The organism is Mycobacterium sp. NGS64, from assembly GCF_059812245.1.
The window spans coordinates 626501-650897 of record NZ_JCALCI010000001.1 but is presented as its reverse complement, the minus strand read 5'-3'; the positions used below and the strand labels follow the sequence as shown (position 1 = coordinate 650897).

Below are 24397 nucleotides of genomic sequence, written 5' to 3'. Positions count from 1 at the left end.
TCGCAGCGGCGGTCTGGTGTCAGCGGCGAAGGGCGGGGCGGTAACGATCACGTGATGGCAGGATAGGCAAGGCGTCGTCGGCCGCGTATGGTTGCGGTCGCCGTGATGCGAACGTCAGCGCAGCGCGTCGACGATCTCCGACAGCGTTTCGAGCCCGATGGGCGACGGCTGATACAGGCACACGGTGTCCGAGACGCCGTCGACGCGATCGCGGATGTGTCCGGCGATCTCCTTGGGCGTCCCGCAGGCGGCGATGGTGTGCAGTATGTCGTCGTCGATGAGGCCGCCCATCTCCTCCCAGCGGCCCTGCTTGGACAGCGCGTTGAGCTCGGGCTGCAGGCCCTCCCAGCCGTGGGCGGCCAGCACCGGCCGGTAGGCGGGGGTGGACCCGTAGAAGGCCAGCAGCCGCCGGGTGGCCGCGTGATCCGAGCCGGCCGACACGATGATCTCGGGGATGACGGCGAACTCCTCGGGCCGCCGGCCGGAAGCCCGTAGGCCGTCGCGCACCGCGGGCATCGTGTGCTCGTGCAGGAAACGCTTGGTGCCGAACGGCATCACCAGCAGGCCGTCGGCGTGCTCGGCGGTGGCGCGGGTCAGCCGCGGCCCCAGCGCGCCGACGTAGATCGGCGGCGGACCGTATGGATTCGGGCCGGGGCTGAACGTCGGCGTCATCAGGGTGTGCCGGTAGTACTCGCCGCGAAAGTCCAAGCGGCCGCCGGTGTTCCAGGCCTCGAAGATCGCGCGAAGGGCCGCGATCAACTCGGTCATGCGGGCCACCGGCTGGTCGAACTGCGCGCCGAATCGCTTCTCGATCTGCGGACGAATCTGGGTGCCCAGGCCGAGAAAGAATCGCCCGCCGCTCAGCAGCTGGTGATCGTTGGCCTGGTGTGCCAGGTGGATCGGGTTGCGCGGAAACGCGATGGCCACATTGGTCATCAGGTCCAGGCCGCCCACCGTGGCGGCCAGCGTCAGCGGGGCGAACACGTCGTGCTGACCCTCGAACGTGGCGACACCGCTGGCCCCGGCGTCGCGCAGCGCCCGGGCGCGCCCGGCCGCCTCGACCGGCCCGTACAACGCCGTGAAGACCCTCATTTGCCCACCTTGAGCGCGTACTTAGACCGGCAATGGAAATTTATCCTACGAAATCGTCAAAATGCTGTTGACTAGACGGCGTGACAAAGCCGCCGCCGGTCGTCGACGTCGTCGTGGTCGGTGCCGGATTTGCCGGGTTGTCCGCCGCGCGCGAGCTGACGAGGCAGGGCCACGACGTCCTCGTGTTCGAGGGACGGGAGCGGGTCGGCGGCCGCTCGTACACCGGCAGCGTCGCCGGGCTGCCCGCCGATCTGGGCGGCACTTTCGTCGGCCCGACCCAAACCGCCGTCCTGGCGCTGGCGGCCGAGCTCGAGGTGCCAACCACTCCCACCCACCACGACGGCAAGAACGTGATCCACTGGCGCGGCTGGGCGCGCCCCTACCGCGGCACCATCCCGCGCGTGTCGCTGACCGGACTGCTCGACATCGGCCGGCTGCGTTGGCAATTCGAGCGGATCGCGCGCAGCGTGCCGGTGGCGGCGCCCTGGGACGCCCGCCGCGCCAGCGAGCTGGACGCCATGTCGCTGGGCCAATGGTTGCGCTCGGTGCGCGCGTCGGCGTCCTCGCACGACCTGATGGCCATCGTGGCCCGGGTGACGTGGGGGTGCGAACCCGACGAGGTGTCGATGCTGCACGCCGCGCGCTACGTGCACGCGGCCGGCGGGCTGGACCCGCTGCTCGACGTCGAAAACGGCGCCCAGCAGGATCGTTTCCCGGGCGGCACCCAGCAGATCGCCGAGGCCGCCGCCGCCGAACTCGGCGCGCGCGTGGTGCTGGGCGCCCCGGTGCGGCGGATCGAGCGGCACGGGGCCGGGGTCACCGTCACGACCGACGTCGGCTCGGCCGAGGCCGGGTTCGTCATCGTCGCGATCCCGCCGGCCCATCGCGCGTCGATCGAGTTCGCTCCCCCGCTGCCCGCCGAATACGAGCAGCTCGCCGCAAACTGGCCGCAGGGCCGGCTCAGCAAGGCGTACGCGGCCTACGAAACGCCGTTCTGGCGCGCCGACGGGTTTTCCGGGCAGGCGCTGTCCGACCAGGGCCCGGTGTTCATCACCTTCGACGTCAGCCCGCACCCCGACGGCCCGGGCATCCTGATGGGCTTCGTCGATGCCCGCGCGTTCGACTCGCTGCCCACCGAGCAGCGCCGCCGCGACACGTTGCGTTGTTTCGCGTCGTTGTTCGGCGACGACGCGCTCAAACCCCTCGACTACGTCGATCAGCGTTGGGGCGCAGAGGATTTCGCGCCGGGCGGTCCGACCGCGGCGGTGCCGCCCGGCTCGTGGACGCGGTTCGGGCCGTGGTTGCGCGCGCCGGTCGGGCCGATTCACTGGGCCGGCACCGAGACGGCCGACGAGTGGACCGGATTCCTCGACGGCGCCGTCCGGTCCGGACAGCGGGCGGCCGCCGAGATCGCCGCCCTACTATGAGCTGATCCGGCGCACCCGCGCGTCCTGGGTCACCGATTCCACCAGGGCCCGCAGGTGGCGGTTCACCTCGCGCGGCTGTTCGAGCATCGAGCAGTGGCCGCCGGGCAGCTCGACCAGGCCGACGACGTTGGGCGCGGTGCGCGCGATCCTGCGGGACTGGCCGATCGGCGTCAGGCGGTCGCGCTCGCTGCCGATCACCAGGGTCGGCACGGTCAGCCCGTCCAATTCGAGATGCCGCGACCCCAGCGCGTCGACGAGCATCTTGGCGCAGCCGCCGCGCCCGGCGGGCGAGGTCTGCGCGAACAGCTCGTAGACGACGCGCGCGGCGTCCGGGTCGGCGTCCTTGGCGACGGCCAGCATCGCAACCACGTAGCGGCTCGGGATCCGGGCCGCGGCCGGCACGGGGAACCCGCCGAAAGCGGTGATCAGCCCGCGGGCCGCCAAAACCCTTGCCGCTGAGAGTTCGCGCGGCACCGACAGCAGTCTCACCTGTCGCACCAGGTCCCCGGTGGTGGTGTTGATCAGCGCCACGGCGTCGGCGCGCCGGCGGACCTTGTCGCGGTAGTGCGCCGACCACGCGGCGATGGCGATGCCCCCCATCGAATGCCCCGCCAGCACCGCCCGCTCGCGCGGCGCCAGCGTCGCCTCGAGTACCGAATCCAGGTCGGCCGCAAGGTGTTCGAGGCTGTAGCCGCCGCGCCGGGGAACGCCGCTGCGCCCGTGGCCGCGATGGTCGAACGCGATGACCCGGTATTCGGTCGCCAGGTCGGCGATCTGGTGGGCCCAGGCGCGGATCGCGCACGTGATCCCGTGCGTCAAGACGATCGGATAGCCGTCGGGCGGGCCGAAAACCTCGGCGTGCAGCGCGGTCCCGTCGGCCGCTCGCACATTCAGGGTGCGGCTTGGTGGCAGCTCGGCACTCATCGCCGTTCCCCCTTCGAACACGGCCCCATCGCCAGTTCTGGACGTAGGCGAAGTGTAGCCCCACCTCAACGACGAACTGCTGAAAACGGCCCATTACACGCGGCGATTTCGGGCACGATCGTGCAACAACTTGTGAGACGCTGACAGCCGTGAACCCGATGTCCCGTCGGGAGTTCTTCGCGGCCACGACCAGCCTCGTGGGCAGCGGGCTGGCGGCCGGCTGTGGCTCGGGCCCGCCGCCCACGCCGGACAGCAAGGCCGTGCTGGTCGTCGGCGCCGGCATGGCCGGCCTGTCCGCCGCCCGCAGCCTGGCCGACGCGGGATGGCCGGTGCGCGTCATCGAGGCCCGCGACCGCATCGGCGGCCGGGTGTACACCGACCGGGGCTGGGGCGCACCGCTCGAGATGGGCGCGTCCTGGATCCATGGCACCACGGACAATCCGGTGATGGAGCTGGCGCAAAAGGCGCGCGCGCAGCTCGCACCCACCGATTACTACGGATGGGCGAAGCTGGCCGTCGATCCGCGGCTCCCCCCGCTGGCCTACGACCCGCAAACCTGGCGCACCTTCGTGAAGCGGGCGCGCGGCCGCGTCGACGACGGGAGTCTGGGCGCCGCGGTCGACGCCGCGGCGACCCGCGCCGAGCTTGCCGATTCCGACCGGGCCCAATTGGCTTTCTACCTTACCTCCGAGATCGAGAACGAATACGCCGCCGGCGTGGATCAATTGTCCGCCAAGACCTTTGACCGCGGCGAGTACGCCGACGGCGACCAGGACGTGATCACCAACGGCTACGACGCCCTGCCCCGGCTGCTTGCCGAGGGCCTCCGGATCGAACTCAAGACGCCGGTCACTGCGATCGCGCGCCGCGACAGCTCCGTCGTCGTGCGGGCCGGCGACCGGTCGTTCGAGGGGCCCGCCGCGATCGTCACCGTGCCCCTGGGAGTCCTCAAGTCCGGCGCGATCACCTTCGAACCGCCCCTTCCGGACGAGCATCGAAAGGCCGTGCAGGCGCTGGGATTCGGCGTGCTGTCCAAGAGCTACTTTCGCTTCGCCCGGCGAACGTGGGACGTAGAGAACGCCTTCTACCAGTACATCGGCAGCGAGCCGGGCGCGTGGTCACAATGGTTCACGCTGCCGAGCGGAGCGGGCCCAATCGTGTTGGCTTTCAACGCCGGTGAGCGTGGCCGGTGGGCGGAGTCGGCCGTGCCGGGCGACCTCATCGCCAGCTCGCTGCCGATCGCCCGCCAGCTGTTCGGCGGTGACGGCGCCGCGGTCGACGTGCGGACGTCGAATTGGAGCGTCGACCCCTACGCGCTCGGCTCGTATTCGTTTCATGCGCCCGGTTCCGGTCTCGCCGATCGGCGCCGGCTGGCCGAGCCGATCGGCGATCGGCTGTACCTGGCGGGTGAGGCCGTCGGCGTCAACAATCCGGCCACCGTGACCGGCGCCATGGTCAGTGGGCGGTACGCCGCGGGCCAAGTGATGCACCGGCTGAGCGGGTGAGGGCGGTTATTCGGTCTCGAGCGCATTCGCGCAGGCATCAAGGATGGCAAGGAAACTCGAGCGCAGCAGCCGATAGCTGACCACCTCCAGCAGCTTGCCCCCAGCCAGAGCGGGATGGGTGTAGTTGCTCAGCCAGTCCACGTGGGTGCCGTCCCCCGAGCCGGTGAATGTCAACGTGCCGCCCTCGTGGTTGAACGGCGGAAACGACCGAACGATGAGATATGAATAGCCGCCCGGCCGATCGTAGGCCGTGATCTCCTCCCGGAACCACGTGCCGATGCCGACCACCTCGCGCACCGCGCCCGCGCCGTGGCCGGGCGAATCCTTCGCATAACCGGCCTTGAGAACCAGCGGAGCGGCGGCCAGATTTGCGGGGTCGGCCAGCCAGTCGAAGACCTGTTCCACGGGTGCGGCGATCGTTCGTTCCACGTGAATCTCGACCATTCGGCCCATGCTATGCGCCGCTCAGAACCCGGCGGCCGGTAGAGCCGTTACCTGACCTGTTTGAGCGTGGTGTGGGGGCTCTGGCCGTAGGTCTGTCGATACAGCACGGCGAAGCGCCCGGTGTGCGCGAAGCCCCAACGCTGCGCGATCTCGGTGACGGTGGTGCCGGCGCGCTCACCGGCGAGCAGCTCCTGGTGCGCGCGATGCAGCCGCACGCGACGCATGTACTCGGTGGGGGTGGTGTCGAGCTGGCGCCGGAAAAGGTATTGGACCGCCCTGGGTGTCAGGTGCACGGCCCCGGCGATGTCGTTGATGCTCACGTCAGCGGCGGCATGCCGGTGGATGAAAGCCACCGCCTCCTTCAGCGTTTCGGGCAGCGAGGGGTCACCCGCCAGGTCCTGTTCGGTCGCGTTGGACGGGTAGCACTCCAGCAGCGCGCCCGCCAGGAGCGGGGCCATCGCGGCCACGATCATCGGCTGCTGGGCTGTGTCCGGCGCGGCCAATGCGGCGGTCACGTAGTCGAGCGCCCGATGCCACGCGCGCACGGCGCCCCGCGACCGTGGGCGCCAGTTGAGGAACCGGATGCGCTGCGACGGCGGCGAGCGCCAGTCCATGGTGATCTTGTGCAACGCTTCGGGCGCGATGGTCACCACATCGAACCGCGCGCCGTTCACCTGCAGCGCGCACGACAAGCCGTGGGCGACCAGGACGGGGCAGTCGACATTCGGGAATGGTCCACCCGTCACGGTCAAGGAACCGGCGCGGGGTTGAATCACGACAACCGTTTCGGCGGGCGGGATTTCGAAGATCGCCGGACCGTGGATCAGCACTTCGTCGATCGCCAACGAATCCACCGCGCAGCGCCGATAGGTGAGGGCCGAGCGGGTCGTGAGGCCGCTGACGCGCCAGCCCGGCGAGTACGCGCCCGCAAAGAACCGGCGCATGGCGTCGGGCTGGACGGTGCGGAATTGCTCGTACCGGACCGCCGCCGCACCCTGGGCCGGCGCCGGGCCGCGCGCGACGGCGGGGCGCAGGTCGACCTGAATCTCGTCGGGTTCGCCCGCTATAGCGACCGCGCCGTCGGCGGTGGTCGTCATGATCGGGCGGCCGATCGCCGCACCGGCGCTCCGTCCGTCGCGACCGCGGCGGGCCCCGACAGTTGCGAGGCGAGTTGCCGATAAATGTTCAGCGCGTCGAGCCCGATCCGGTCCCAGGAGAAGCGTGAGACCGCGCGGCTTCGCCCCGCCGCGCCCATGCTGTCACACTGAAAGCTCTGGGCCAGAAGGCTTCTCAACGCGGCGGCGACCGTGGCGGGGCTGCGCCGCGGCAGCAGCAACCCCGTAACGCCGTCCACCACGGCATCGGTCAGGACGCCTACCGGTAGCGCGACCACCGCCACACCGCTGGCCATGGCCTGCAATACCGGGGTCGCCCGCGGTGGTTGCCGCGGCGTGCACACGACCACGTCGGCGGACCGCAGCAGCGACGGGAGGTCGTCGTCGCCGACCGCGCCCGCGAAGCGGACCCGCTCGGCGACGCCCGACTCGGCGGCGAAACGTTTCAGCTCGGCGCGCGCCCGGTCGTGGCCGGGCTCGCAGGCGGCGGTTTCGGCGATCACCAGCTCTGCGCCCACGAGCTTGGGCAATGCCCGAATGACAACGTCAAGCCCATTGTCAGGCAAGGGATTTGGGGCGACGCAGAGAATGCGAAGACTCCCATTGCGAGCCACCGCGGGTCCCACCGGGCTGTACCGTTCGACGTCGACGCCGCTGCACAGGCTCGACGCCCGAGCCCGCCCGCCCCGCCACCGGGCCAGCACGTCGACGTCGGCAGTGCATTCACCAGTCGCCCACGTCGCACCCCGCGCCAACAGCGGCTCGATGCGTTCGCGCCCAGGCTGCGCCCCAGCGCCACCGTGGGGCCGTGATGTCACGGCCAAACCCTGGAAGCTCTGCACGGTCGGTATGTGTTGGCGCCGCGCGGCCAGCTGGGCGGCCAACCCACCCAGCCAGCCGTACGCATGCACGATGTCCGGCCGCTCGGCAGACCACAGGCGCTCCAATGCCTGCGCCCAGTCGCCGACATACGGCAGGCCCGCACCCGGTCTTGGGTGGGTCCGGCCCTCGCCCCTGACGTGGGCGGTCGCAGCGTGGCCCCGGGCCGTCAGCGCCGCGCAAAGTTGCTGGGGGTCGTCGCCGACGATGTCGTCACCGGTGACGATTGCAACCTTCATCACGGCTCCCTTCCAACCCGCGACGCGCGATTCCAAAGAACTACCCGATATACGGCGGGCGAAACACCGGATTTCGCCCCCTTCGCTCCCGTGGCCGATGTTTCGCCTTACGGATATTTTCGCCTTACGGATATGTCGGCCGGGCTGGGCCGGAGCCTCCCTGGGGGAACACTGGGAGGATGACGACCGCCGTGCCCCGCCCGTCAGTCGAGCTGGTGGTACTGCTGGCGTCGGCCGGTGGCTTGGACGCGATTTCCGTGGTCTTGCGCGACTTGCCGACCGACTTCCCAACGGCGATCGTCGTGCAGCAGCACCTCGGCGGCCTGTCCAGCGTGCTGCCCACAATTCTGAGCCGGCAGACGTTCCATCGGGTCAGTTGGGCGCAGGACGGTCAGGCCGTCGCACCGGGGCAGGTCGTGGTCTGCCCTCCGGGGATGCACCTGGAAGTGATGCCCGGTGCCCGCTGTCGCCTGCACAAAATGGCCGCACGGCTCGAGCCGCGTTTCGACGTGCTGCTGGCGTCGGCGGCCAAATCGTACGGAGCGCGCAGCGTCGCGGTGTTGTTGTCGGGATCTGGGCAGGACGGCGCCGTCGGCACCGTCGCGATGAGGCAGGCCGGCGCGATCGTGGTCGCCCAGAGCCCGGAAACCGCCCGGTACCCGTCGCTGCCGCTCGCGGCCGCGCGGGCCGGCGCCGATTTCGTGCTGCCGATTCACGAGATCGGGCGCGTCCTGGCGGACATCGTCAGTGGCGCACCCCTACCCGAAATGGGCCCGTCCGTAGTGCCACCGAGGCCGCCGACGCCGGGCCCGTCGGACCGATCGACGGACCCCGCGCCAAATAGCGCGGCCACCCGCGCCGAGCGGGCGCGACTGCGCGCAGCGGAGCTGCGGCGCAGGCGACAGGATCTGTCCGACGGTTTCGGGGCGACCGAGCAAACTGTGTCGATCGCCCGCCGCCGGGCCCAGGAGTCGCTGCGCCGCGCGCAATTGGCGCACCAAGCGGCCTCGGAGGCGTCCGAGCGGTCGGGACACTGACCCGCGCGCCGCCCTGCGACTGAGCCACGGCTAGTTCACGACCTCCATCAGCAGCAACGCGCCGCCGACGGTTCCGTCGCCCGACCGAAACGATGTGCAAACAACTCGTACCCGGGCCTGCCGGCCGCGCCGGTTGACGGCGTCCACCACGGTTTCGCCGGAGCTGTCCGGATCGACGAATGCGTTGCCGATCAAGGGCCGCACCGTGTCCAGTGGCAGTCCGAACTCCATCTCGCTCAACCGGGTTCCCGTGGTCTCATCGGCCCGCAGCCCCCAGAGGTCCTCGCAGCCCCGGTTCCACACCACCACCCGCATCTCGCGGTCCACCACCGCCATCCCCAACCGAATCGAGTTGGTCAGCGAATCCAGGAAGTTCTTGGCGTCGTCCAGTTCCGCGCTCCGTTCGCGCAGCGTGTCGTTGATGGTGTGCAGCTCGTCGTTGGTGGACTGCAGCTCCTCGTTCATCGTCTCGAGCTCTTCGTTGGTGGACTGCAGCTCCTCGTTGGTCGTCTCGAGTTCCTCCACCGTGGACTGCAGTTCCTCGTTGGTGGTCTCGAGCTCCTCGTTGGTGGACTGAAGTTCCTCGTAGGCCGTCTCGAGCTGGTGATTGGTCTGCACGACCTTGTCGAGCAGCGCGCGCGTCGCCGTGACGTCGAAGAATACGATCGACACGCCGAGCAGACCGTTCTCGGCGTCGACGAGCGGATTGACGTGGATCTCGAACCACGCCGTCTCGGCGCCGGGCCGCTGCCACTTGACATCCGGGATCCGGGCCGACCGCCGCTCCACCTTGGCCTGCTCGAGGTAGGCGCGCAGCTCGACCGGGCGGTAGGAGACTTCGAGGTCGCGCAGGAGCCGGCCGATGTCGCGGGCCGAGAGCCCCAAGGCGGTCTCGGCCTGCTGGTTGATCATCGCGACGGTGTCCTCGCCAGTGACCACGATCTGGGCCACCGGGCTGGCGCGAAAAGCCAAGTCGCGCACGGTGGTCAGGCCCTGCAAGTCGCCCTGGCGCTCGTAGAACACCGCGGCCGGATCATAACGATCGGGCAAGCCCTGGGACCCGGCGACCTTGCGGAAGATGCGGTTCTTGAGGCTCAGCGCGGCGAAGCGTTCGCTGTGGCTCAACAGCATTTCGGCGTGCCCGAGGAACAGCGTGCCGTGGGGGGCCAGCGCGAAAGCTAGGCGCCCCACCACGTTTCGCTGGGTCTCGGCGTTGAGATACATCAGGGTGTTGCGGCACACCAGCAGATCGACGCGCGAGATCGGCGCGTCCTTGACCAGGTCGTTGCGACCGAAGATCACCGCGCGGCGCAGATCCTTGTGAAAGACGTAGCGGCCGTTGACCTGTTCGAAGTAGCGCGCCAACAGATCTCGCGGCACCGACTCGACGGCCTTGGCGTCGTAGGACGCCATGCGCGCCTCGGTGAGCGCCTCCTCGTCGATGTCGGTGGCGTAGATCTTGACGCGCTGCCGGAAAGAATCGGGTCCCATCGCCTCGGCCAGCAGCATGGCCAGCGTGTAGGCCTCCTGGCCGGACGCGCATCCCGCGCTCCACACCCTGATGGGTTCGGCGGGCCCGCGCTCGGCCAGCGTCCGGGGGATAACCTCCGCGCTGACGAACTCCCAGGCCTCCGGGTCCCGGAAGAAGGCGGTGACGTTGATCAGGATGGTGTTGAATAACGAGGCGAATTCGTCGGCGCTGGCCTGCAGCACGTCGAGGTATTCCTCGAACGCGGTGTAGCCCGCTTGCTCCATACGGTGCCGGACCCGGCGCATCAGCGACGTGCGCTTGTAGCCCGTGAAGTCGAAGCCGCGGGAGTCGCGCATGTAGCGCAACAATGCCTCGAAGGCCTCGTCCGTCGTGCCGTCCATCAAGGTCCCGTCGCAAGTACGTTCGCCGTCGGACTCGAACACTACTCCGACGTCACAGCAGATTTTCGCGTCCGACCACCGCCCACACCGTCTTGCCCGACGACGTCGGGATGGACCCCCACGCGCGGCACAACGCGGACACGATCGCCAGGCCGGAGACGATTTCGACGCCGCGATCGGCGTCTTCGTGCCGACCGGGCAGGCGGTCGCTGCGGTCCTCGACCGCGACGGTCACGGTGTCCCGATAGCTCTCCGCGATCAGCACCGGTGGGCTGTCGGTGTGGTCGAGGACGTTTTCGACGAAAACCGTGCCCACCGTGGCCGCGACCGGAATCAGGTCGCGCTGGTCCCAGTGGGTGAGCCAGTCGGTGATCATGGCGCGGGCCAGGCCGACGCCGGCAGCGGTGGCTGGAAGGTCGCTGTGCGCGCGCCGGCGGACGGCCATCGGCAGGCGGCGCGCAGCCTCCAGCGCCGACAGCAGGGTGGGGTGCACAGGCACGTATCGGGTCACGGCACCTTCGGCGATGGCTTGCCGAATCTCCGATCGCGCGCACACCAGCAGGATGGGCACGTCCGGCCAGACGCTGACGTGCCAGCGGGCGCTGGTGAACACCGACCACGCCGACGCGGACGGCACGCCCAGGCGGTCGACGTCGACGATCACCGCCCGCGGCTCGTCCAGCGCGGCCTTGATCACCGTGTCACGGACCGTCCGATACGTCGCGCTGTCCAGCAATCCGTCCATCACCAGGATCGATACATCCTGCTGAGGCTCCACATCGATCCGGATGGCGGGCCCGGGTTCAAACACCGGGATCACCGCGATCGGGGGTGTTGGCGGCCAGCCGGTCACCGAGCACCGTCAGCGCCTTCTCGCTCTCCTCGGCCACCGTGGTGTAGTGCCGGGCGACCGGGCCCCGACCTGCCTTGTCGGCTGGTTGCCGGGCCAATTTGGCTTTCTCCCGCGGGCTGCGCAGGGCAACCCAGAGCGCGCCCTCGATCTCGTGGTCCCGCGCGGCCAGCAGGGCGTCGGACGTCCAGGCGTGCCCGACGTGGCAGCGAAAGTGGCCCTCGCCGACCGCGATCAGGGAGCCGTGGCAGTCGGGGCAGGTGTATCCCGACGGCGCGCCGAGTTCCCGGGTGTCGAAGTCGGTCGCAAACCGGGAGGTCATGGCGATCCGGTTCTCGAGGTCCAGCGCCGCGTCGGGCTCCATGCTCGTGTCCTCTATTTCTCTGTGCGCCAACTCTTTGAGGACGGCGCCGATTTCGGCCGCCATGGCCTGTCGGTCGAGCACGCCGGCGTCGCGCGCGTTGGCCGGCAGCGCCCCGAACAGCGCGTCCTGCGGTGTCTGACCGATGGTGGTGCCGCCACACGAACGGATCGCGGCCAGCCCCAGCACGCCGTCGTCGAGGACGCCCGACAGCAACACCCCGATCGCGCGCGGCCCGAACGCGACCGCGACCGACCGGAACAAAGCGTTGATGGCGGGCCGATGGCCGTTCTCGGTCGGCCCCTGCGACAGCACGATGCGATGGTCGGCCACCAGCAGATGACGGTCCGGGCCGCCGACGTAGATGCGGCCCGGCGCAAGCGGCGCGCCGTCCTCGGCGGTGACCGCCGGCAGGGGGCCGCTGCGGTCGACGATCTGGGCCAGAACGCTGGGCGCACCGGCGGGGAGGTGCAGCACGATCATGTAGGCGTAGGGCAGATCCGGCGACAGGCCGGCGGCCAAACGCGAGAGGGCTTCGACTCCCCCGGCCGAGGCGCCGATTGCGACCACTCCGCGCAGCCCGTCGTTTTGGTTGGTCGCGTCAATCACCACCCTCGACTACCCGCATCAAGCCTACGTAACCGGGCGGCCGGTGGACAGGGACAGACAGGCCCGTTTATGACCGGTCAATCGTGGTAACCGAAAGCCATGGCAGGCAACCACGAATCCGATCCGAAACAGCGCGACCTCGAGCCGTCGCGGGTCCGCCGCGACACCGGCTACCTGACCACCCAGCAGGGCGTCCGGGTCGACCACACCGACGATTCGCTGACCGCCGGCGAGCGGGGACCCACGCTGCTGGAGGACTTTCACGCCCGGGAGAAGATCACCCACTTCGACCACGAGCGGATCCCCGAGCGCGTCGTCCACGCGCGCGGCGCCGGCGCATACGGCTTCTTCGAACCGTACGACGACTGGCTGGCCGAGTACACGGCGGCGAAATTCCTGACTACGCCGGGCAGCCAAACCCCCGTGTTCGTGCGGTTCTCCACGGTGGCCGGGTCGCGCGGCTCGGCCGACACCGTGCGCGACGTGCGCGGCTTCGCCACCAAGTTCTACACCGAGCAGGGCAACTACGACCTGGTGGGCAACAACTTCCCGGTCTTCTTCATCCAGGACGGCATCAAGTTCCCCGACTTCGTCCACGCGGTGAAACCCGAGCCGCACAACGAGATTCCGCAGGCCGCCTCCGCGCACGACACACTGTGGGACTTCGTCTCGCTGCAGCCCGAGACGCTGCACGCCATCATGTGGCTGATGTCCGACCGCGCGCTGCCGCGCAGCTACCGCATGATGCAGGGGTTCGGTGTGCACACCTTCCGCCTGGTAAACGCCAGCGGGGAAGGCACTTTCGTGAAGTTCCACTGGAAGCCCCGCCTCGGCGTGCACTCGCTGATCTGGGACGAATGCCAGAAGATCGCCGGCAAGGATCCCGACTATAACCGGCGCGACCTGTGGGAGGCAATCGAGTCCGGCCAGTATCCGGAATGGGAACTCGGGGTACAGCTCGTGGCCGAGGCCGACGAGTTCAAGTTCGACTTCGATCTCCTCGACGCCACGAAAATCATTCCGGAGGAACAGGTTCCGGTCCACCCGGTCGGCAAGATGGTGCTGAACCGCAACCCGGACAACTTCTTCGCCGAGACCGAGCAGGTCGCCTTTCACACCGCCAACGTGGTGCCCGGGATCGACTTCACCAACGACCCGCTGCTGCAGTTCCGCAACTTCTCCTACCTGGACACGCAGTTGATCCGCCTGGGCGGGCCGAACTTCGCGCAGCTGCCGGTCAATCGGCCGGTGGCCGACGTCCGCAACAATCAGCAGGACGGCTACTCCCAGCACGCCATCCCACAGGGGCGGTCCAGCTACTACAAGAACACCCTCGGCGGCGGGTGCCCGGCGCTGGCGAACGACGACGTGTTCCGCCACTACACCCAGCGGATCGACGGCGCCGCAATGCGCAAGCGCGCCAAGTCCTTCGAGAATCACTACGGTCAGGCGCGGATGTTCTGGAAGAGCATGTCGCCGGTCGAGGCCGAACACATCGTCGCCGCGTTCGCCTTCGAACTGGGCAAGGTCGAAGTGCCCGACATCCGTTCCGCGGTGGTGGCCCAGCTCGCTCGCGTCGACCATGGGCTGGCCACTCAGGTGGCGGCGAAGCTGGGGCTGCCCGAACCGCCCGACGAGGCGGTCGACGGCGAGGTGGCGTCCTCGCCGGCGCTGTCCCAGATCGGGGTGGCCGACAGCATCGAGTCGCGCAAGATCGCCGTCCTGGCCGCGGACGGCGTGGATGTCGTTGGGACGCAACGCTTCAAGGAGCTGATGGCTGAGCGCGGCGCGACGGTCGAGGTCCTGGCCCCCGTCGCCGGCGGCGCCCTGCGCGGCGGGTCCGGCGGGGAGCTCCCCGTCGACCGGGCGTTCACCACGATGGCGTCGGTCCTCTACGACGCGGTGGTGGTGGCGTGCGGACCGGATTCGGTGGCGACGCTTTCCGAGGACGGTTACGCCGTGCACTTCGTGGTCGAGGCCTACAAGCACCTGAAGCCGATCGGCGCGTACGGCAAGGGGATCGATCTGCTGCGCGCCGCGCACATCGACACCCGCCTCGCCTCCGACAGCGACTCGGCCACCGACGTGGTGACCGACCGCTCCGTCGTGACGACGAAGGCGGCCGCCGACGACTTCCCCGACCAGTTCGCCGAGGAATTCGCCGCCGCACTGGCCCGGCACCGCTGCTGGGAACGCCAGACCGACCCGGTACCGGCATAACCCACTCAAGGAGGAAAAACGATGCCACGTTCGTCGATCAAGAACGAAAAGATGTATCAGGATCTGCGCAAGCAGGGTGATTCCAAGGAAAAGGCCGCGCGGATCTCCAACGCGGCCGCGGGCCGGGGCAAGTCGTCCGTCGGCCGCAAGGGCGGCAAGGCCGGATCCTATGCGGACTGGACCGTTCCGCAATTGAAGAAGAGGGCCAAAGAGCTTGGCATGTCGGGCTATTCGAGCCTGACCAAGGACAAGCTGATCACCAAGCTGCGCAACCACTGACGCGCGCGTGCCCAGCCGTGGCCTTCGGACGTTGCGTGTGAATTGTGGCCCTTGCGTGTGAATCCTGGGCGGAAGAATCGCCCGAATCCCACCATCGGTGCACACGGAAAACCGCCAGCGCACACTCAACGCGGCTAGCCGCAACGCGACTAGCCGGTGAGCCCGAGCCGATCGGCCAGCACCAAAAACGCGACCGCGTAATCGTTGTCGGCGGTCCGCGACCTGATGTGCTCCCAGTCCAGCCTTTCGCGGACCGCCCGGACCGGCGGCAGCAGCTTGGCGAAGTCGCAGTGATGTTCGTTCAGGGAGCGGAGCTTCTGGATGACCACCATGGTCGGCGGCAGGACCGGCATCGCGATCGCCAACACGTCGCGCTGTTCGGCGCAGTCCAGCGTCGCCGGCTCCACGGGCTCGCCGTTGATGCGGTGCAGGACGTCGACGACGGTGTCGCCGGTTCGCGCCTTGAACAACCAGTCCTCCGGGGGGTGTTCGATCGCGAATCCGGCGCCGGCGAGGGTGGCCTCGGCGCTGGCCACGTCGGTTTCGGCCACGACGAGATCCACGTCGTGGCTGGGCTCGGGCGCGCCGAAGGCCCACAACGCGTACGTGCCGGCCAACGCGAAGCGCGGCCCGTTTTCCTTGAGCGCCGACGCCGCGCCGCGCAACGCCTCCCGCAGCTCATTGCAGGACACGCCCGAGGGGGTCTGGGTGGCTGTCATCGTGCATAGGTGATACCCCCCTTTCGGTCGGACAACCTGTTGCGGATTCGCGTGACATCGTTCGTCGTCCGTTTAAGCGACCGTCACACTGGCAAGTCTTGTGTTATGTCAGCCCCTGTCTTGCACGTATGCGAGGGGGCTGCCGTCGTGATCGTGGGTGATCGTGCATGACGGCGGGGTTGGTGCGGCACTGGCTCGAGTCGGGACGGCTCGAGCTGCCGTTGCCCGCCTCGGGACGGACCGCCGAGCGTTGGCAACGCCTGGCCCGGCTGGCCGAGGAGGACATCGTGGCGGCCCGGATCGCCGAGGCCCACGCCGACGCCGTCGCGATCCTGCACGAGCTGGGCGGCAAGCCGCCCGATTCCGATCAGCTGTGGGGCGTGTGGGCGGCCGAATCGTCCGACGATGCGCTGATCGCCACCAGGATCCGCGGCGGCGCGATCATCCTCAACGGCACCAAGGTGTGGTGCTCGGGCGCCGGGTTCTGCACGCACGCGCTGGTGACCGCCCGCCTCGACGACGGACGGTGCGGGCTGTTCGCGGTGCCGGTCACCGAACCCGCCGTCAAGGCGCTCCCGACCACCTGGTGGAACGTCGGGATGGCCGGAAGCGACACCAGGGCCGTGCAATTCACCAACGCGCGCGCCGTCGGCGTGGGCGATCCCGACGACTACCTGACCCGGCCCGGGTTCTGGCACGGCGCCACCGGTGTCGCGGCCTGCTGGCTCGGCGGTGCGCGGCGGGTCGCGGAGCCGTTATACCGCTGTGCCACAAGCGATTCCGCCGACGCCTACTCCCTGGCGCACCTGGGTGCGGTGGACGCCGCGCTGGCCGCGGGAGAGGCCATCCTGACCACGGCGGCGATGCAGATCGACACCGATCCGTTCGACCGGTCCAATACCGCTCAGCTGCTGGCCCGTCGCGCGCGCACGGTCGTGGAGCACGCGGTCGACGAGGCCATCACGCGCACCGGCCGCGCCCTGGGGCCGGGCCCGCTGTGTCAGGACGGGCGACACGCCCAGCGCGTCGCCGACCTGACCATCTACGTCCGGCAAAGCCACGCCGAGCGGGACCTGGCCGAGCTCGGGCGCCTCGCCGGGCAAAGGCCATCAAGGCCATGAAAACCCTGCTGGCGAGCAATTGCGCCAAGTTTGCGGCCAAGCCGCTGACCCGCGGCGGCACGCCGGCGCCGGTGTGGCTGGCAGCGCTGCACTGGAAACCGCTGCCCCCGCTGGATCTGAGCGCGTGTCCCGGGTTGGTCGTCGTCGCGGCCCACCCCGACGACGAGACGCTGGGACTCGGCGCGGCCACCGCCCAACTGGTCGCCTCGGGGGTCGACGTGCAGGTCATTTCGGTCACCGACGGCGGCGCGGGCCGCCCGGGTGCGACGGCGCGGGAGCGGACGCGCTGGGAGATCACCCGCAGGTACGAACTGTGCCGTGCGGCAAGCATTTTGGGCATCCCGAAGCCCGTGTCGCTGGGACTGCCCGACGGGCAGCTGGCCGACCACGAGGACAAGGTCGCCGAACTCCTCACCGGCATCCTCGACGCCGCCGCGCCCGGGACGTGGTGCGCCGCCACCTGGCGCGGCGACGGGCACCCCGATCACGAGGCCGTGGGGCGCGCGGCCGCGGAGGCCTGCCGGCGCACCGGCGCCGTGTTGCTGGAATACCCGGTGTGGATGTGGCACTGGGCCAGCCCCGCCGACCCGACGGTGCCCTGGCACCGCGCCCGGTCGGTGCCCGTGCCCACCCGCGCGCTCGCCCGCAAACGCCTCGCCGCGCGCTGTTTCCGCAGCCAACTCGAGCCGCCCGCCGTCGGGGCGGCGCCCGCCGTCCCGCCGTTCGTGCTGCAACGGATCCTCGCGGTGGGCGAGGTGGTATTCCGGTGACCGCCGCGGCGCATGCCGGCATCGAGGATCCCCGGCCGCTGCCGACGCCGGCGTGGTACCAACAACGCAGGGACGCGATCACCCTGGCGGTGCTGCCCGACCGCCGGTATCGGCACGCTTTGCAGCCGGGCTGCTCGACCGGGACGCTGACCGCCCAGCTGGCCGCGCGGTGTGATCGCGTGACCGCGATGGACGTCTCCGATGCGGCGCTGCGCAGCGCGGACGCGCGGCTGCGGCGGGCGGGCAGCCGGGATCGGGTGACGCTGTACCTATCGCCCCGGGACGCGCCCTGGCCGCCCGGGCCCTTCGACCTGCTGATGCTCAGCGAGGTCGCCTGCGACCTGGAAGCCGACGCGCTGGCCGCGTTGCTGTCCCGCGAATGCCCGCGGCTGCGGCCGGGGGCGAAAGTCGTTGCCGCACACTGGCGCCACCCCCTGGCCGACCATCCGCTCACCGGCGACGCGGCCCACGCCGTCATCGCGGAGACGCCCGAGCTGACGTCCGTCGCCCGGTACGGGGACCGCGATCTCGTCATCGAGGTCTTCGACACCGGCGGCGGCCGCTAGCCGCGAATTGGTGACCGCGGCCCGGGAGTGGGTATCGAAAAGGGTATGCGCGTAGCGACCTTCAACATCCTGCACGGCCGCACCGTCGGAAACGGGGTGGATCCGGCGCGGCTGCGTGACTGCGTGCGCCGCCTGGATCCCGACATCCTCGGGTTGCAGGAGGTCGACTGCGATCAGCCGCGCTCCTCCCTCGCCGACCTCACCGCGGTCGCGGCGGACGCCATGGGCGCCGTGGAGCATCGGTTCGTTGCCGCGATCTCCGGCACGCCGGGCGCGACGTGGATGGCCGCTACGGGCGAGGAACAACCCGGCACGGCGGCCTATGGGATCGCGCTGCTGTCCCGGTATCCCGTGGCCAGCTGGCAGGTGGTGCGATTGCCCCGTATTCCCGTGCGGTTTCCTATGTATCTGCCCGGACCGAACCGGGTGATGGTCGTCGACGAGGAACCGCGCGCCGCCGTCATCGCGCAGCTGGACACCGCGTGGGGCGGCCTCACGGTGGCCAACACGCATCTGTCGTTCGTGCCCGGCTGGAACCGGCGCCAGCTGCGCCGCCTGATCCACGACCTGCGCGGCTTCCCGGGTCCGCGGCTGCTTACCGGTGACCTCAACATGACGCCGGACGCGGTGCGCCGCTGGTCGGGCATGCGGTCCCTGGCCGCGGCCGCAACCTTTCCCGCCCAAGCCCCCAACCGCCAGCTCGACCACATCCTGACCGACGACCCCGGCCTGCGCGGCGGCGCCGTTCAGTCCGAAGTGATGCCGATCTCCGATCACCGGCCGCTGGCGGTCGACCTGGAGCACTCCTGAGCGCTCAGGCCCAGCCCATCGCGTCGAGTCGCCGTTGGACCCGGTCGACGTCGTCCGGGGCGGGCATCTCGTCGGTGACCCGGAGGATCTCCGCCCCGACGTCGGCGTCGTCGATCGACCGGCGCTGGGTAAGGGCGGTCGCGATCGAGGTGACCTCGTCGTCGCACACTTGCCGCGGCAACAACGCCAGCAGCGGCGCGTAGCCGAGGGACGGCGCGCCGGTCGGGTAACCGGCGCGCAGAAACGCGATGACGCTCGACACCGTGTCGCGTAAGACCATCCCTCACCTCCAGCCGCCGCGCCGGGCGGTCTTACCAGGAATAACCCGGCGTCTCCGTTTGAAACCAAAGGGGCCCGGTCCGACTGCCGGACCGGGCCCCAGTGGAGATGGCTTACTGGTTTTCCTTCTGGCGCTCTTCGGCGGCCTTGGCGCCGGCGCGCGCCGAATCGGCTTCGGCTTCCTTCTTGCCCGCGTCGCGCTGGGCGTCGGCCTTGTCCTGCTGAGCCTGTCCCTCTTCGACGAGGTCGTCGCGACCGGTGACGGTTCCGCCAACCTCCTTGACCTTGCCCTTGACGCCTTCGACGGTGCCCTTGACGGCCTCTTGTGGTCCGCTCTTCTGATCGCCCATTGGTCGACCTCCCTCTCGGTGGTTACGTCTTGATTTGCATCTACCGGCTTCCCGCCCGGCGCAGGGCCAAACACCCTCGCCCGGCTGCGGGCGAGCGTTTCGCTGTGCGGACTCCTTCGTTTGAAAGCGGTAATTCCGGGTAGTTACTGCCCCCGACTGCTCGAGGGGGTGGAGTCACTGAGCACTATCGGTGTCATAGGGGCGACCGGCACGGCCGGGTCCCGCGTCGTCGCCCGGCTGAAGGCCCGCGACGTCGAGGTGGTCGAGATCTCCCGCGCTCACGGCGTCGACGTCGTCTCGGGGCGGGGGTTGTTCCAGGCGCTGGCGGGGGTCGACGTCGTCATCGACGTCTCCAACCCCATGCCCGCCGACGGGGGGTCGAACATCACCCAGACGGTGGCCACCGCAACCCGCAACGTCGTGGGAGCGTGCGCCGCCCGCGATGTGCAGCGGCTGGTGGTGTTGACGGTCGCCGGAATCGAAGATCCCTCATTCGACGGCTTTCCGTATTTCGAGGCCAAACGCGCCGCCAAGGAGATCGCGCTCGACGGCCCGGTGCCGGTGACCCTGGTGAAGTCCACCCAGTGGTACGAGTTCGCCACCAACCCCGCCGCGGTGAGTTCCCGCGACGGCGAGGTGGTCGTCCAGGACTGGCTGATCCAACCCATCGCCGCCGACACCGTCGCCGACGTGCTGGTCGAGGCGGCCCTGGCGCAGACGCATCGCCCACGCACGATCGCCGGCCCGCAGGCCGTCCGCCTCCCCGAACTGACGTCGAAACTGCTCGCCCGCCGCGGCGACAACCGCCGCGTGCGCGCCGTCCCGCCCGCGCTCGGTGCGCTCGCCACCGGCGCGCTGTTGGCGTCCGACGGCGCCATCGTGATCGGCCCCGACCTCGACACGTGGCTGCACTCCCTATCGTCCCCTGGCACGGACGGCGAGTCGGCCGCGGACGGCGCTGATCCACCGACGGCGCTGCGAACGCGGGATCTCTCCCCCACCAGCCGTTAGGCCGATTGAGCTAGGCCCAGCGAGGTCACGGTTGCGTCACGATCGATGTCACGATTGGTTAAGAACCGGGCCCGTTCTCTAAGAATTCTCAACATAACCGGTCATATTTATTTGCTCGCTTAGCGAAAATGGGGCTCGTGGGGCGATCGGGCCCTGCGTGATTCGCAGTGTTCGGTTCAAGCGAACGTCCCCGCTTTTGGCTTCCGCTACCTTGGTTTTCGAGGATCGGGAGCCTCTCTGCACGAAATCAATTGATCAATTACAAAGGACAAGACTGATCATGAAAAACAGCAGTATCGTCGCGCGCCGGCGAGTTGCCGGCATCAGCGCGGGCTTCCTGCTCGGGGGATTGACCGTGGGCATCATCGGCGCCCCATCGGCGGCCGCAGCGCCCGACTGCAGCCCGGCCGGGGTGAACTCCACCGTGTCGTCGGTCCAGGGCGCGGCGCAGCAATACCTGGCCGCCCACCCGGACGCCAACCAGGTGGTCACGGCCGCCTACGGCCAGCCGCGACCCGAGGCCGAGTCGAGCCTGCGCGGCTACTTCACCTCGCATCCGCAGCAGTACTACGACCTGCGCGGCATCCTGGCGCCGATCGGCGACACGGAACGGCAGTGCAACGTCAAGGCCCTGCCGCCATTCCTGGAGTCGGCCTACCAGGAGTTCATGGCCGGCTGACCCCGACCGAGAGACGACCCGCCACAACGCCGTGGCGGGTCGTTTCGCGTGTACCGCGGGCGGGTATTGAGCCGGTACTTGTGCAGTCGGCCAATGGGACTGGAGGCAACCATGCGGCTGCGTCGCAGCGATCTGGGCAAGCCGGGGATCGCACGCAAACGCCGGGGCAAGGGCTTCGCCTACTACGACCCCGAGGGAAATTTGCTGTCCGATCCGGGCACCCTGGCGCGCATCAAGGACCTTGTCATCCCGCCCGCATGGAAGAAGGTGTGGATTTCGCCGGATCCCAAGGGCCACATTCAGGCCGTTGGCACGGACGCGGCCGGCCGCCGGCAGTACCTCTATCACACGGCCTGGCAGCAGGAGCGTGCCGAGGAGAAATTCGACCGCGTGCTGGAACTGTCGGTGCAGTTGCCGCTGTGGCGGGCGCGCATCGCCAAAGACCTGACGCGCCGCGGCTTGACGCGCGAGCGGGTGCTGGCGGTCGCGCTGCGCCTGCTCGACCGCGGCTACTTCCGCGCCGGCGGTGAGCAATACGCCGAGGAGCACGAGTCCTACGGATTGGCCACCCTGCTGTGCAGCCACGTGACAGTGCGCCGCCACGCGGTCGCATTCGACTTCCCCGCCAAGAGCGGCGTGCGGCGCACGGTGGAAATCGAGGACGCCGAAATCGTTCGCGCGGTGCGCGCCCTGGTCCGCCGCCCGCAGCGCACCGACCGACTGCTGGTGTGCCGTACCGGATCCGGATGGGTCGACATCCGCTCCGACGACCTCAACGCCCGGTTCAAGGAGATGGTGGGCGACCAGTACACCGTCAAGGACCTGCGCACCTGGCACGGCACGGTGCTGGCGGCGGCCGCCTTCGCCGACGCGGACCCGCCCGTGTCGCAGCGGGTGATCAAGCGCGTCGAGTCCGCGGTCATGAAGGAAGTCGCCGAGGAGCTCGGCAACACCCCCGCGGTGGCCCGCGGATCCTATGTCGACCCCCGCGTCGTCAGCGGCTACGAGCAGGGCCTGACGATCCAAACGGCAGTGCGCCGAGCCGAACGCGCCCGTCGACCCGAGGCCAAACAGGAAATCCTGGAGAAGGCGACCCGCATGCTCATTCGACGAGTTGCCAAGGGCCACAGCGCATCCGGGGCTTCCGCACTGCCCAAGAGCGCGTGAACCGAGGCGTCGCGCGGCCGCGGGCTTCGGTACCTGGGAATATGGGGCGCCGAACCCCGAAAACTCCCAGCGAGCGCCCAGGAATAAGGGCCGCGAATTCGGGTATGCGCTGATTTGTGCGCCGAAGCACGCGCGAAAGTGCTGCTCGGAAAGCCGCCCGGAAAGTCGAACCCATGGCGATCCGGTCTCGTTCGGCGCGGCGACCAAGCCGACGCGGGCAAAGATTCGCGCGCCCAACGACACCCCAACGTCTGTCGAGGAGGGCATTGAATGTCTAAGCAAGAGGTCTCGGACTACCTACTGGAGCGGCTGCGGACGTGGGGCGTCGAGCACGTGTTCGGCTATCCCGGCGACGGCATCAACGGCATCCTGGCCGCGTTCGGGCGCGCCGACAACCGGCCCATGTTCATCCAGTCGCGGCACGAGGAGATGAGCGCCTTCGAGGCGGTGGGGTACGCCAAGTTCACCGACCGGGTCGGGATATGCATGGCCACCTCGGGTCCCGGCGCGATCCATCTGCTCAATGGCCTCTACGACGCCAAGCTCGACCACGTTCCGGTGGTGGCCATCGTCGGTCAGACCAACCGCAGCGCCATGGGCGGGTCCTATCAGCAGGAGGTCGACCTGCTGAGCCTGTTCAAGGACGTCGCCAGCGACTACGTCCAAATGGTCACTGTCCCAGAGCAATTACCCAACGTGCTGGACCGCGCGATCCGGGTGGCGATGGCGGTTCGAGCGCCCACGGCGCTGATCATCCCGGCCGATGTGCAGGAGCTGCCCTATTCGCCGCCCACCCACGCCTTCAAGATGGTGCCCTCGAGCCTCGGCATCGAGTGGCCGGCGGTTTCCCCCGACGACGCGGCGATCCGGCGCGCGGCCGACGTGCTCAACGCCGGGAAACGGGTCGCCATGCTCGTCGGCAACGGCGCCAGAGGGGCTCGCGGGGAGCTGGCCGAGGTTGCCGACCTGCTCGGCGCCGGGGCGGCCAAGGCGCTGTTGGGCAAGGACGTCTTGAGTGACGAATTGCCGTGGGTCACGGGCTCGATCGGCCTGTTGGGCACCCGGCCGAGCTACGAGCTGATGCGCGATTGCGACACGCTGCTGACCGTGGGGTCCAGCTTCCCCTACACGCAGTTCCTGCCCGAGTTCGGGCAGTGCCGCGCCGTGCAGATCGACATCGACGGCCGGTTCATCGGCATGCGCTACCCCTACGAGGTGAACCTGGTCTCGGACGCGAAGGCCGCGCTGCGGGCCCTCATTCCGCACCTGCGCCGCAAGGAGGACCGCAGCTGGCGCGAAACCGTCGAGGCCAACGTGTCGCGGTGGTGGGAAACCATGGACATGGAGGCGAAGGTCAGCGCCGACCCGATCAACCCGATGCGGTTGTTCTCCGAGCTGTCCCCACAGCTTCCCGACGACGCCATCGTCACCGCCGACTCCGGTTCGGCGGCCAACTGGTACGCGCGCCAACTGAAGTTCCGCGGCAACGTCCGCGGCTCGCTGTCGGGCACCCTGGCGACCATGGGCCCCGGCGTGCCCTACGGCATCGGCGCGAAATTCGCGCACCCGCAACGGCCGGTGATCGTTTTCAGCGGTGACGGCGCCATGCAGATGAACGGCATGGCCGAACTCATCACGATCAAGCGGTACTGGCAGGAGTGGGGCGACCCGCGCCTCATCGTCGCGATCCTGCACAACAACGACCTGAACCAGGTCACCTGGGAGATGCGGGCGATGGCTGGTGCGCCGAAATTCGCGGAATCGCAGAACCTTCCGGACATCGACTTCGCCGGGTTCGCCGCCAGCCTGGGCCTGAACGCGATGGCCATCAAGGACGGCGACGAGCTGGCGGACGCTTGGCGCAACGCGTTGTCCGCGGACCGTCCCACCGTGTTGGACGTCTACACCGACCCCGACATGCCGCCGATCCCGCCGCACGCCACCTGGGACCAGTTCAAGGCGGCCACCGCCGCGGTGCTGTCCGGTGACGAGGACCGCGTCGGCTTCGTCAAGGTGGGCCTGAAAACGAAGGCGCAGGAGTTCCTGCCGCACAAGAAGAATTGAGGAGCGGG

24 protein-coding genes are annotated in these 24397 nt (G+C 69.3%); 13 read left to right on the top strand and 11 right to left on the bottom strand.

Translation table 11 applies throughout. The features are described 5' to 3' along the window. Positions 1 to 114: 114 nt before the first annotated feature. Positions 115 to 1092 (bottom strand): TIGR03617 family F420-dependent LLM class oxidoreductase, encoded by a 978-nt coding sequence (locus tag AC5Y4S_RS03205; RefSeq protein WP_500029708.1) that lies wholly within the window; start codon positions 1090 to 1092, stop codon positions 115 to 117. Positions 1093 to 1172: 80 nt separating this feature from the next. On the opposite strand from AC5Y4S_RS03205, the gene AC5Y4S_RS03200 reads away from it, so the two are divergent. Next, positions 1173 to 2519, top strand: coding sequence for a flavin monoamine oxidase family protein (locus tag AC5Y4S_RS03200; RefSeq protein ID WP_500029706.1), 1347 nt, complete (start codon positions 1173 to 1175; stop codon positions 2517 to 2519). Here AC5Y4S_RS03200 and AC5Y4S_RS03195 read toward each other — a convergent pair. Then, a complete protein-coding gene (locus AC5Y4S_RS03195) occupies positions 2514 to 3443 on the bottom strand; it encodes an alpha/beta fold hydrolase (protein ID WP_500029704.1) in 930 nt (309 codons plus the stop codon). The two genes, AC5Y4S_RS03200 and AC5Y4S_RS03195, sit on opposite strands and share 6 nt — an antisense overlap. A 149-nt stretch (positions 3444 to 3592) precedes the next feature. Between AC5Y4S_RS03195 and AC5Y4S_RS03190 the strand changes: the two genes are divergently transcribed. After that, positions 3593 to 4948, top strand: a complete 1356-nt coding sequence (locus AC5Y4S_RS03190) for a flavin monoamine oxidase family protein (RefSeq protein WP_500029702.1) — start codon at positions 3593 to 3595, stop codon at positions 4946 to 4948. Positions 4949 to 4954: 6 nt separating this feature from the next. Here AC5Y4S_RS03190 and AC5Y4S_RS03185 read toward each other — a convergent pair whose 3' ends face one another. Genes AC5Y4S_RS03185 through AC5Y4S_RS03175 form a run of 3 tightly spaced genes read right to left on the bottom strand, consistent with a single transcriptional unit; the run spans position 4955 to position 7625 of the window. Beyond that, positions 4955 to 5392, bottom strand: a complete 438-nt coding sequence (locus AC5Y4S_RS03185) for an SRPBCC family protein (protein WP_500029700.1) — start codon at positions 5390 to 5392, stop codon at positions 4955 to 4957. A gap of 47 nt (positions 5393 to 5439) precedes the next feature. Then, positions 5440 to 6504 (bottom strand): helix-turn-helix transcriptional regulator, encoded by a 1065-nt coding sequence (locus AC5Y4S_RS03180; protein WP_500032098.1) that lies wholly within the window; start codon positions 6502 to 6504, stop codon positions 5440 to 5442. Continuing rightward, a complete protein-coding gene (locus AC5Y4S_RS03175; RefSeq protein WP_500029698.1) occupies positions 6486 to 7625 on the bottom strand; it encodes a glycosyltransferase in 1140 nt (379 codons plus the stop codon). Before AC5Y4S_RS03175 ends, AC5Y4S_RS03180 begins: the two co-directional genes overlap by 19 nt. 179 nt (positions 7626 to 7804) lie before the next feature. Between AC5Y4S_RS03175 and AC5Y4S_RS03170 the strand changes: the two genes are divergently transcribed. Next, entirely contained in the window at positions 7805 to 8662 is an 858-nt protein-coding gene (locus AC5Y4S_RS03170; RefSeq protein ID WP_500029696.1) for a chemotaxis protein CheB, read from the top strand. A 30-nt stretch (positions 8663 to 8692) separates the two neighbouring features. On the opposite strand, the gene AC5Y4S_RS03165 is transcribed toward AC5Y4S_RS03170, so the two are convergent. From AC5Y4S_RS03165 to AC5Y4S_RS03155, 3 genes are read right to left on the bottom strand one after another with little or no spacing between them, the layout of a single operon-like run. Next, on the bottom strand, positions 8693 to 10534 hold the full coding sequence (locus tag AC5Y4S_RS03165; protein WP_500029694.1) for a CheR family methyltransferase: 1842 nt from the start codon (positions 10532 to 10534) through the stop codon (positions 8693 to 8695). Between the two features lie 52 nt (positions 10535 to 10586). Next, complete coding sequence (locus AC5Y4S_RS03160) at positions 10587 to 11345, bottom strand: STAS domain-containing protein (protein ID WP_500029691.1); 759 nt, start codon at positions 11343 to 11345, stop codon at positions 10587 to 10589. Continuing rightward, positions 11338 to 12357, bottom strand: a complete 1020-nt coding sequence (locus AC5Y4S_RS03155; RefSeq protein ID WP_500029689.1) for a chemotaxis protein CheB — start codon at positions 12355 to 12357, stop codon at positions 11338 to 11340. Before AC5Y4S_RS03155 ends, AC5Y4S_RS03160 begins: the two co-directional genes overlap by 8 nt. A 96-nt stretch (positions 12358 to 12453) precedes the next feature. Between AC5Y4S_RS03155 and AC5Y4S_RS03150 the strand changes: the two genes are divergently transcribed. Together AC5Y4S_RS03150 and AC5Y4S_RS03145 are read left to right on the top strand one after the other, a co-directional pair. Beyond that, positions 12454 to 14574, top strand: coding sequence for a catalase (locus AC5Y4S_RS03150; RefSeq protein WP_500029687.1), 2121 nt, complete (start codon positions 12454 to 12456; stop codon positions 14572 to 14574). Between the two features lie 21 nt (positions 14575 to 14595). Beyond that, positions 14596 to 14853 (top strand): DUF7218 family protein, encoded by a 258-nt coding sequence (locus AC5Y4S_RS03145; RefSeq protein WP_500029685.1) that lies wholly within the window; start codon positions 14596 to 14598, stop codon positions 14851 to 14853. A 149-nt stretch (positions 14854 to 15002) separates the two neighbouring features. Here AC5Y4S_RS03145 and AC5Y4S_RS03140 read toward each other — a convergent pair whose 3' ends face one another. Then, entirely contained in the window at positions 15003 to 15572 is a 570-nt protein-coding gene (locus AC5Y4S_RS03140) for a nucleotidyltransferase family protein (RefSeq protein ID WP_500029683.1), read from the bottom strand. A gap of 167 nt (positions 15573 to 15739) precedes the next feature. On the opposite strand from AC5Y4S_RS03140, the gene AC5Y4S_RS03135 reads away from it, so the two are divergent. From AC5Y4S_RS03135 to AC5Y4S_RS03120, 4 genes are read left to right on the top strand one after another with little or no spacing between them, the layout of a single operon-like run. Beyond that, entirely contained in the window at positions 15740 to 16693 is a 954-nt protein-coding gene (locus AC5Y4S_RS03135; RefSeq protein WP_500029681.1) for an acyl-CoA dehydrogenase family protein, read from the top strand. Then, positions 16690 to 17463 carry a PIG-L deacetylase family protein gene (locus AC5Y4S_RS03130; protein WP_500029677.1) on the top strand — a complete coding sequence of 258 codons (774 nt, stop codon included), beginning with the start codon at positions 16690 to 16692 and terminating at the stop codon, positions 17461 to 17463. Before AC5Y4S_RS03135 ends, AC5Y4S_RS03130 begins: the two co-directional genes overlap by 4 nt. Further along, positions 17460 to 18029, top strand: a complete 570-nt coding sequence (locus tag AC5Y4S_RS03125; RefSeq protein ID WP_500029675.1) for a class I SAM-dependent methyltransferase — start codon at positions 17460 to 17462, stop codon at positions 18027 to 18029. The genes AC5Y4S_RS03130 and AC5Y4S_RS03125 overlap by 4 nt, the downstream gene beginning before the upstream one ends. Positions 18030 to 18074: 45 nt before the next feature. Continuing rightward, a complete protein-coding gene (locus tag AC5Y4S_RS03120; protein WP_500029673.1) occupies positions 18075 to 18839 on the top strand; it encodes an endonuclease/exonuclease/phosphatase family protein in 765 nt (254 codons plus the stop codon). Between the two features lie 4 nt (positions 18840 to 18843). Here AC5Y4S_RS03120 and AC5Y4S_RS03115 read toward each other — a convergent pair whose 3' ends face one another. Then, positions 18844 to 19119 (bottom strand): DUF3349 domain-containing protein, encoded by a 276-nt coding sequence (locus AC5Y4S_RS03115; RefSeq protein WP_500029671.1) that lies wholly within the window; start codon positions 19117 to 19119, stop codon positions 18844 to 18846. 112 nt (positions 19120 to 19231) lie between these two features. Further along, complete coding sequence (gene mbp1, locus AC5Y4S_RS03110; RefSeq protein ID WP_500029668.1) at positions 19232 to 19468, bottom strand: microaggregate-binding protein 1; 237 nt, start codon at positions 19466 to 19468, stop codon at positions 19232 to 19234. Positions 19469 to 19636: 168 nt separating this feature from the next. Here mbp1 and AC5Y4S_RS03105 point away from each other — a divergent pair, with 168 nt between their 5' ends. The 4 genes from AC5Y4S_RS03105 (at position 19637) to AC5Y4S_RS03090 (ending at position 24389) form a co-directional block, all read left to right on the top strand. Beyond that, a complete protein-coding gene (locus AC5Y4S_RS03105; RefSeq protein WP_500029666.1) occupies positions 19637 to 20479 on the top strand; it encodes an SDR family oxidoreductase in 843 nt (280 codons plus the stop codon). Positions 20480 to 20759: 280 nt separating this feature from the next. Then, positions 20760 to 21158, top strand: coding sequence for a heme-binding protein (locus AC5Y4S_RS03100; RefSeq protein ID WP_500029664.1), 399 nt, complete (start codon positions 20760 to 20762; stop codon positions 21156 to 21158). Between the two features lie 111 nt (positions 21159 to 21269). Continuing rightward, positions 21270 to 22325 carry a DNA topoisomerase IB gene (locus AC5Y4S_RS03095; RefSeq protein ID WP_500032096.1) on the top strand — a complete coding sequence of 352 codons (1056 nt, stop codon included), beginning with the start codon at positions 21270 to 21272 and terminating at the stop codon, positions 22323 to 22325. 270 nt (positions 22326 to 22595) lie between these two features. Next, entirely contained in the window at positions 22596 to 24389 is a 1794-nt protein-coding gene (locus tag AC5Y4S_RS03090) for a thiamine pyrophosphate-requiring protein (RefSeq protein WP_500029662.1), read from the top strand. The last annotated feature ends 8 nt before the right edge of the window (positions 24390 to 24397 follow it).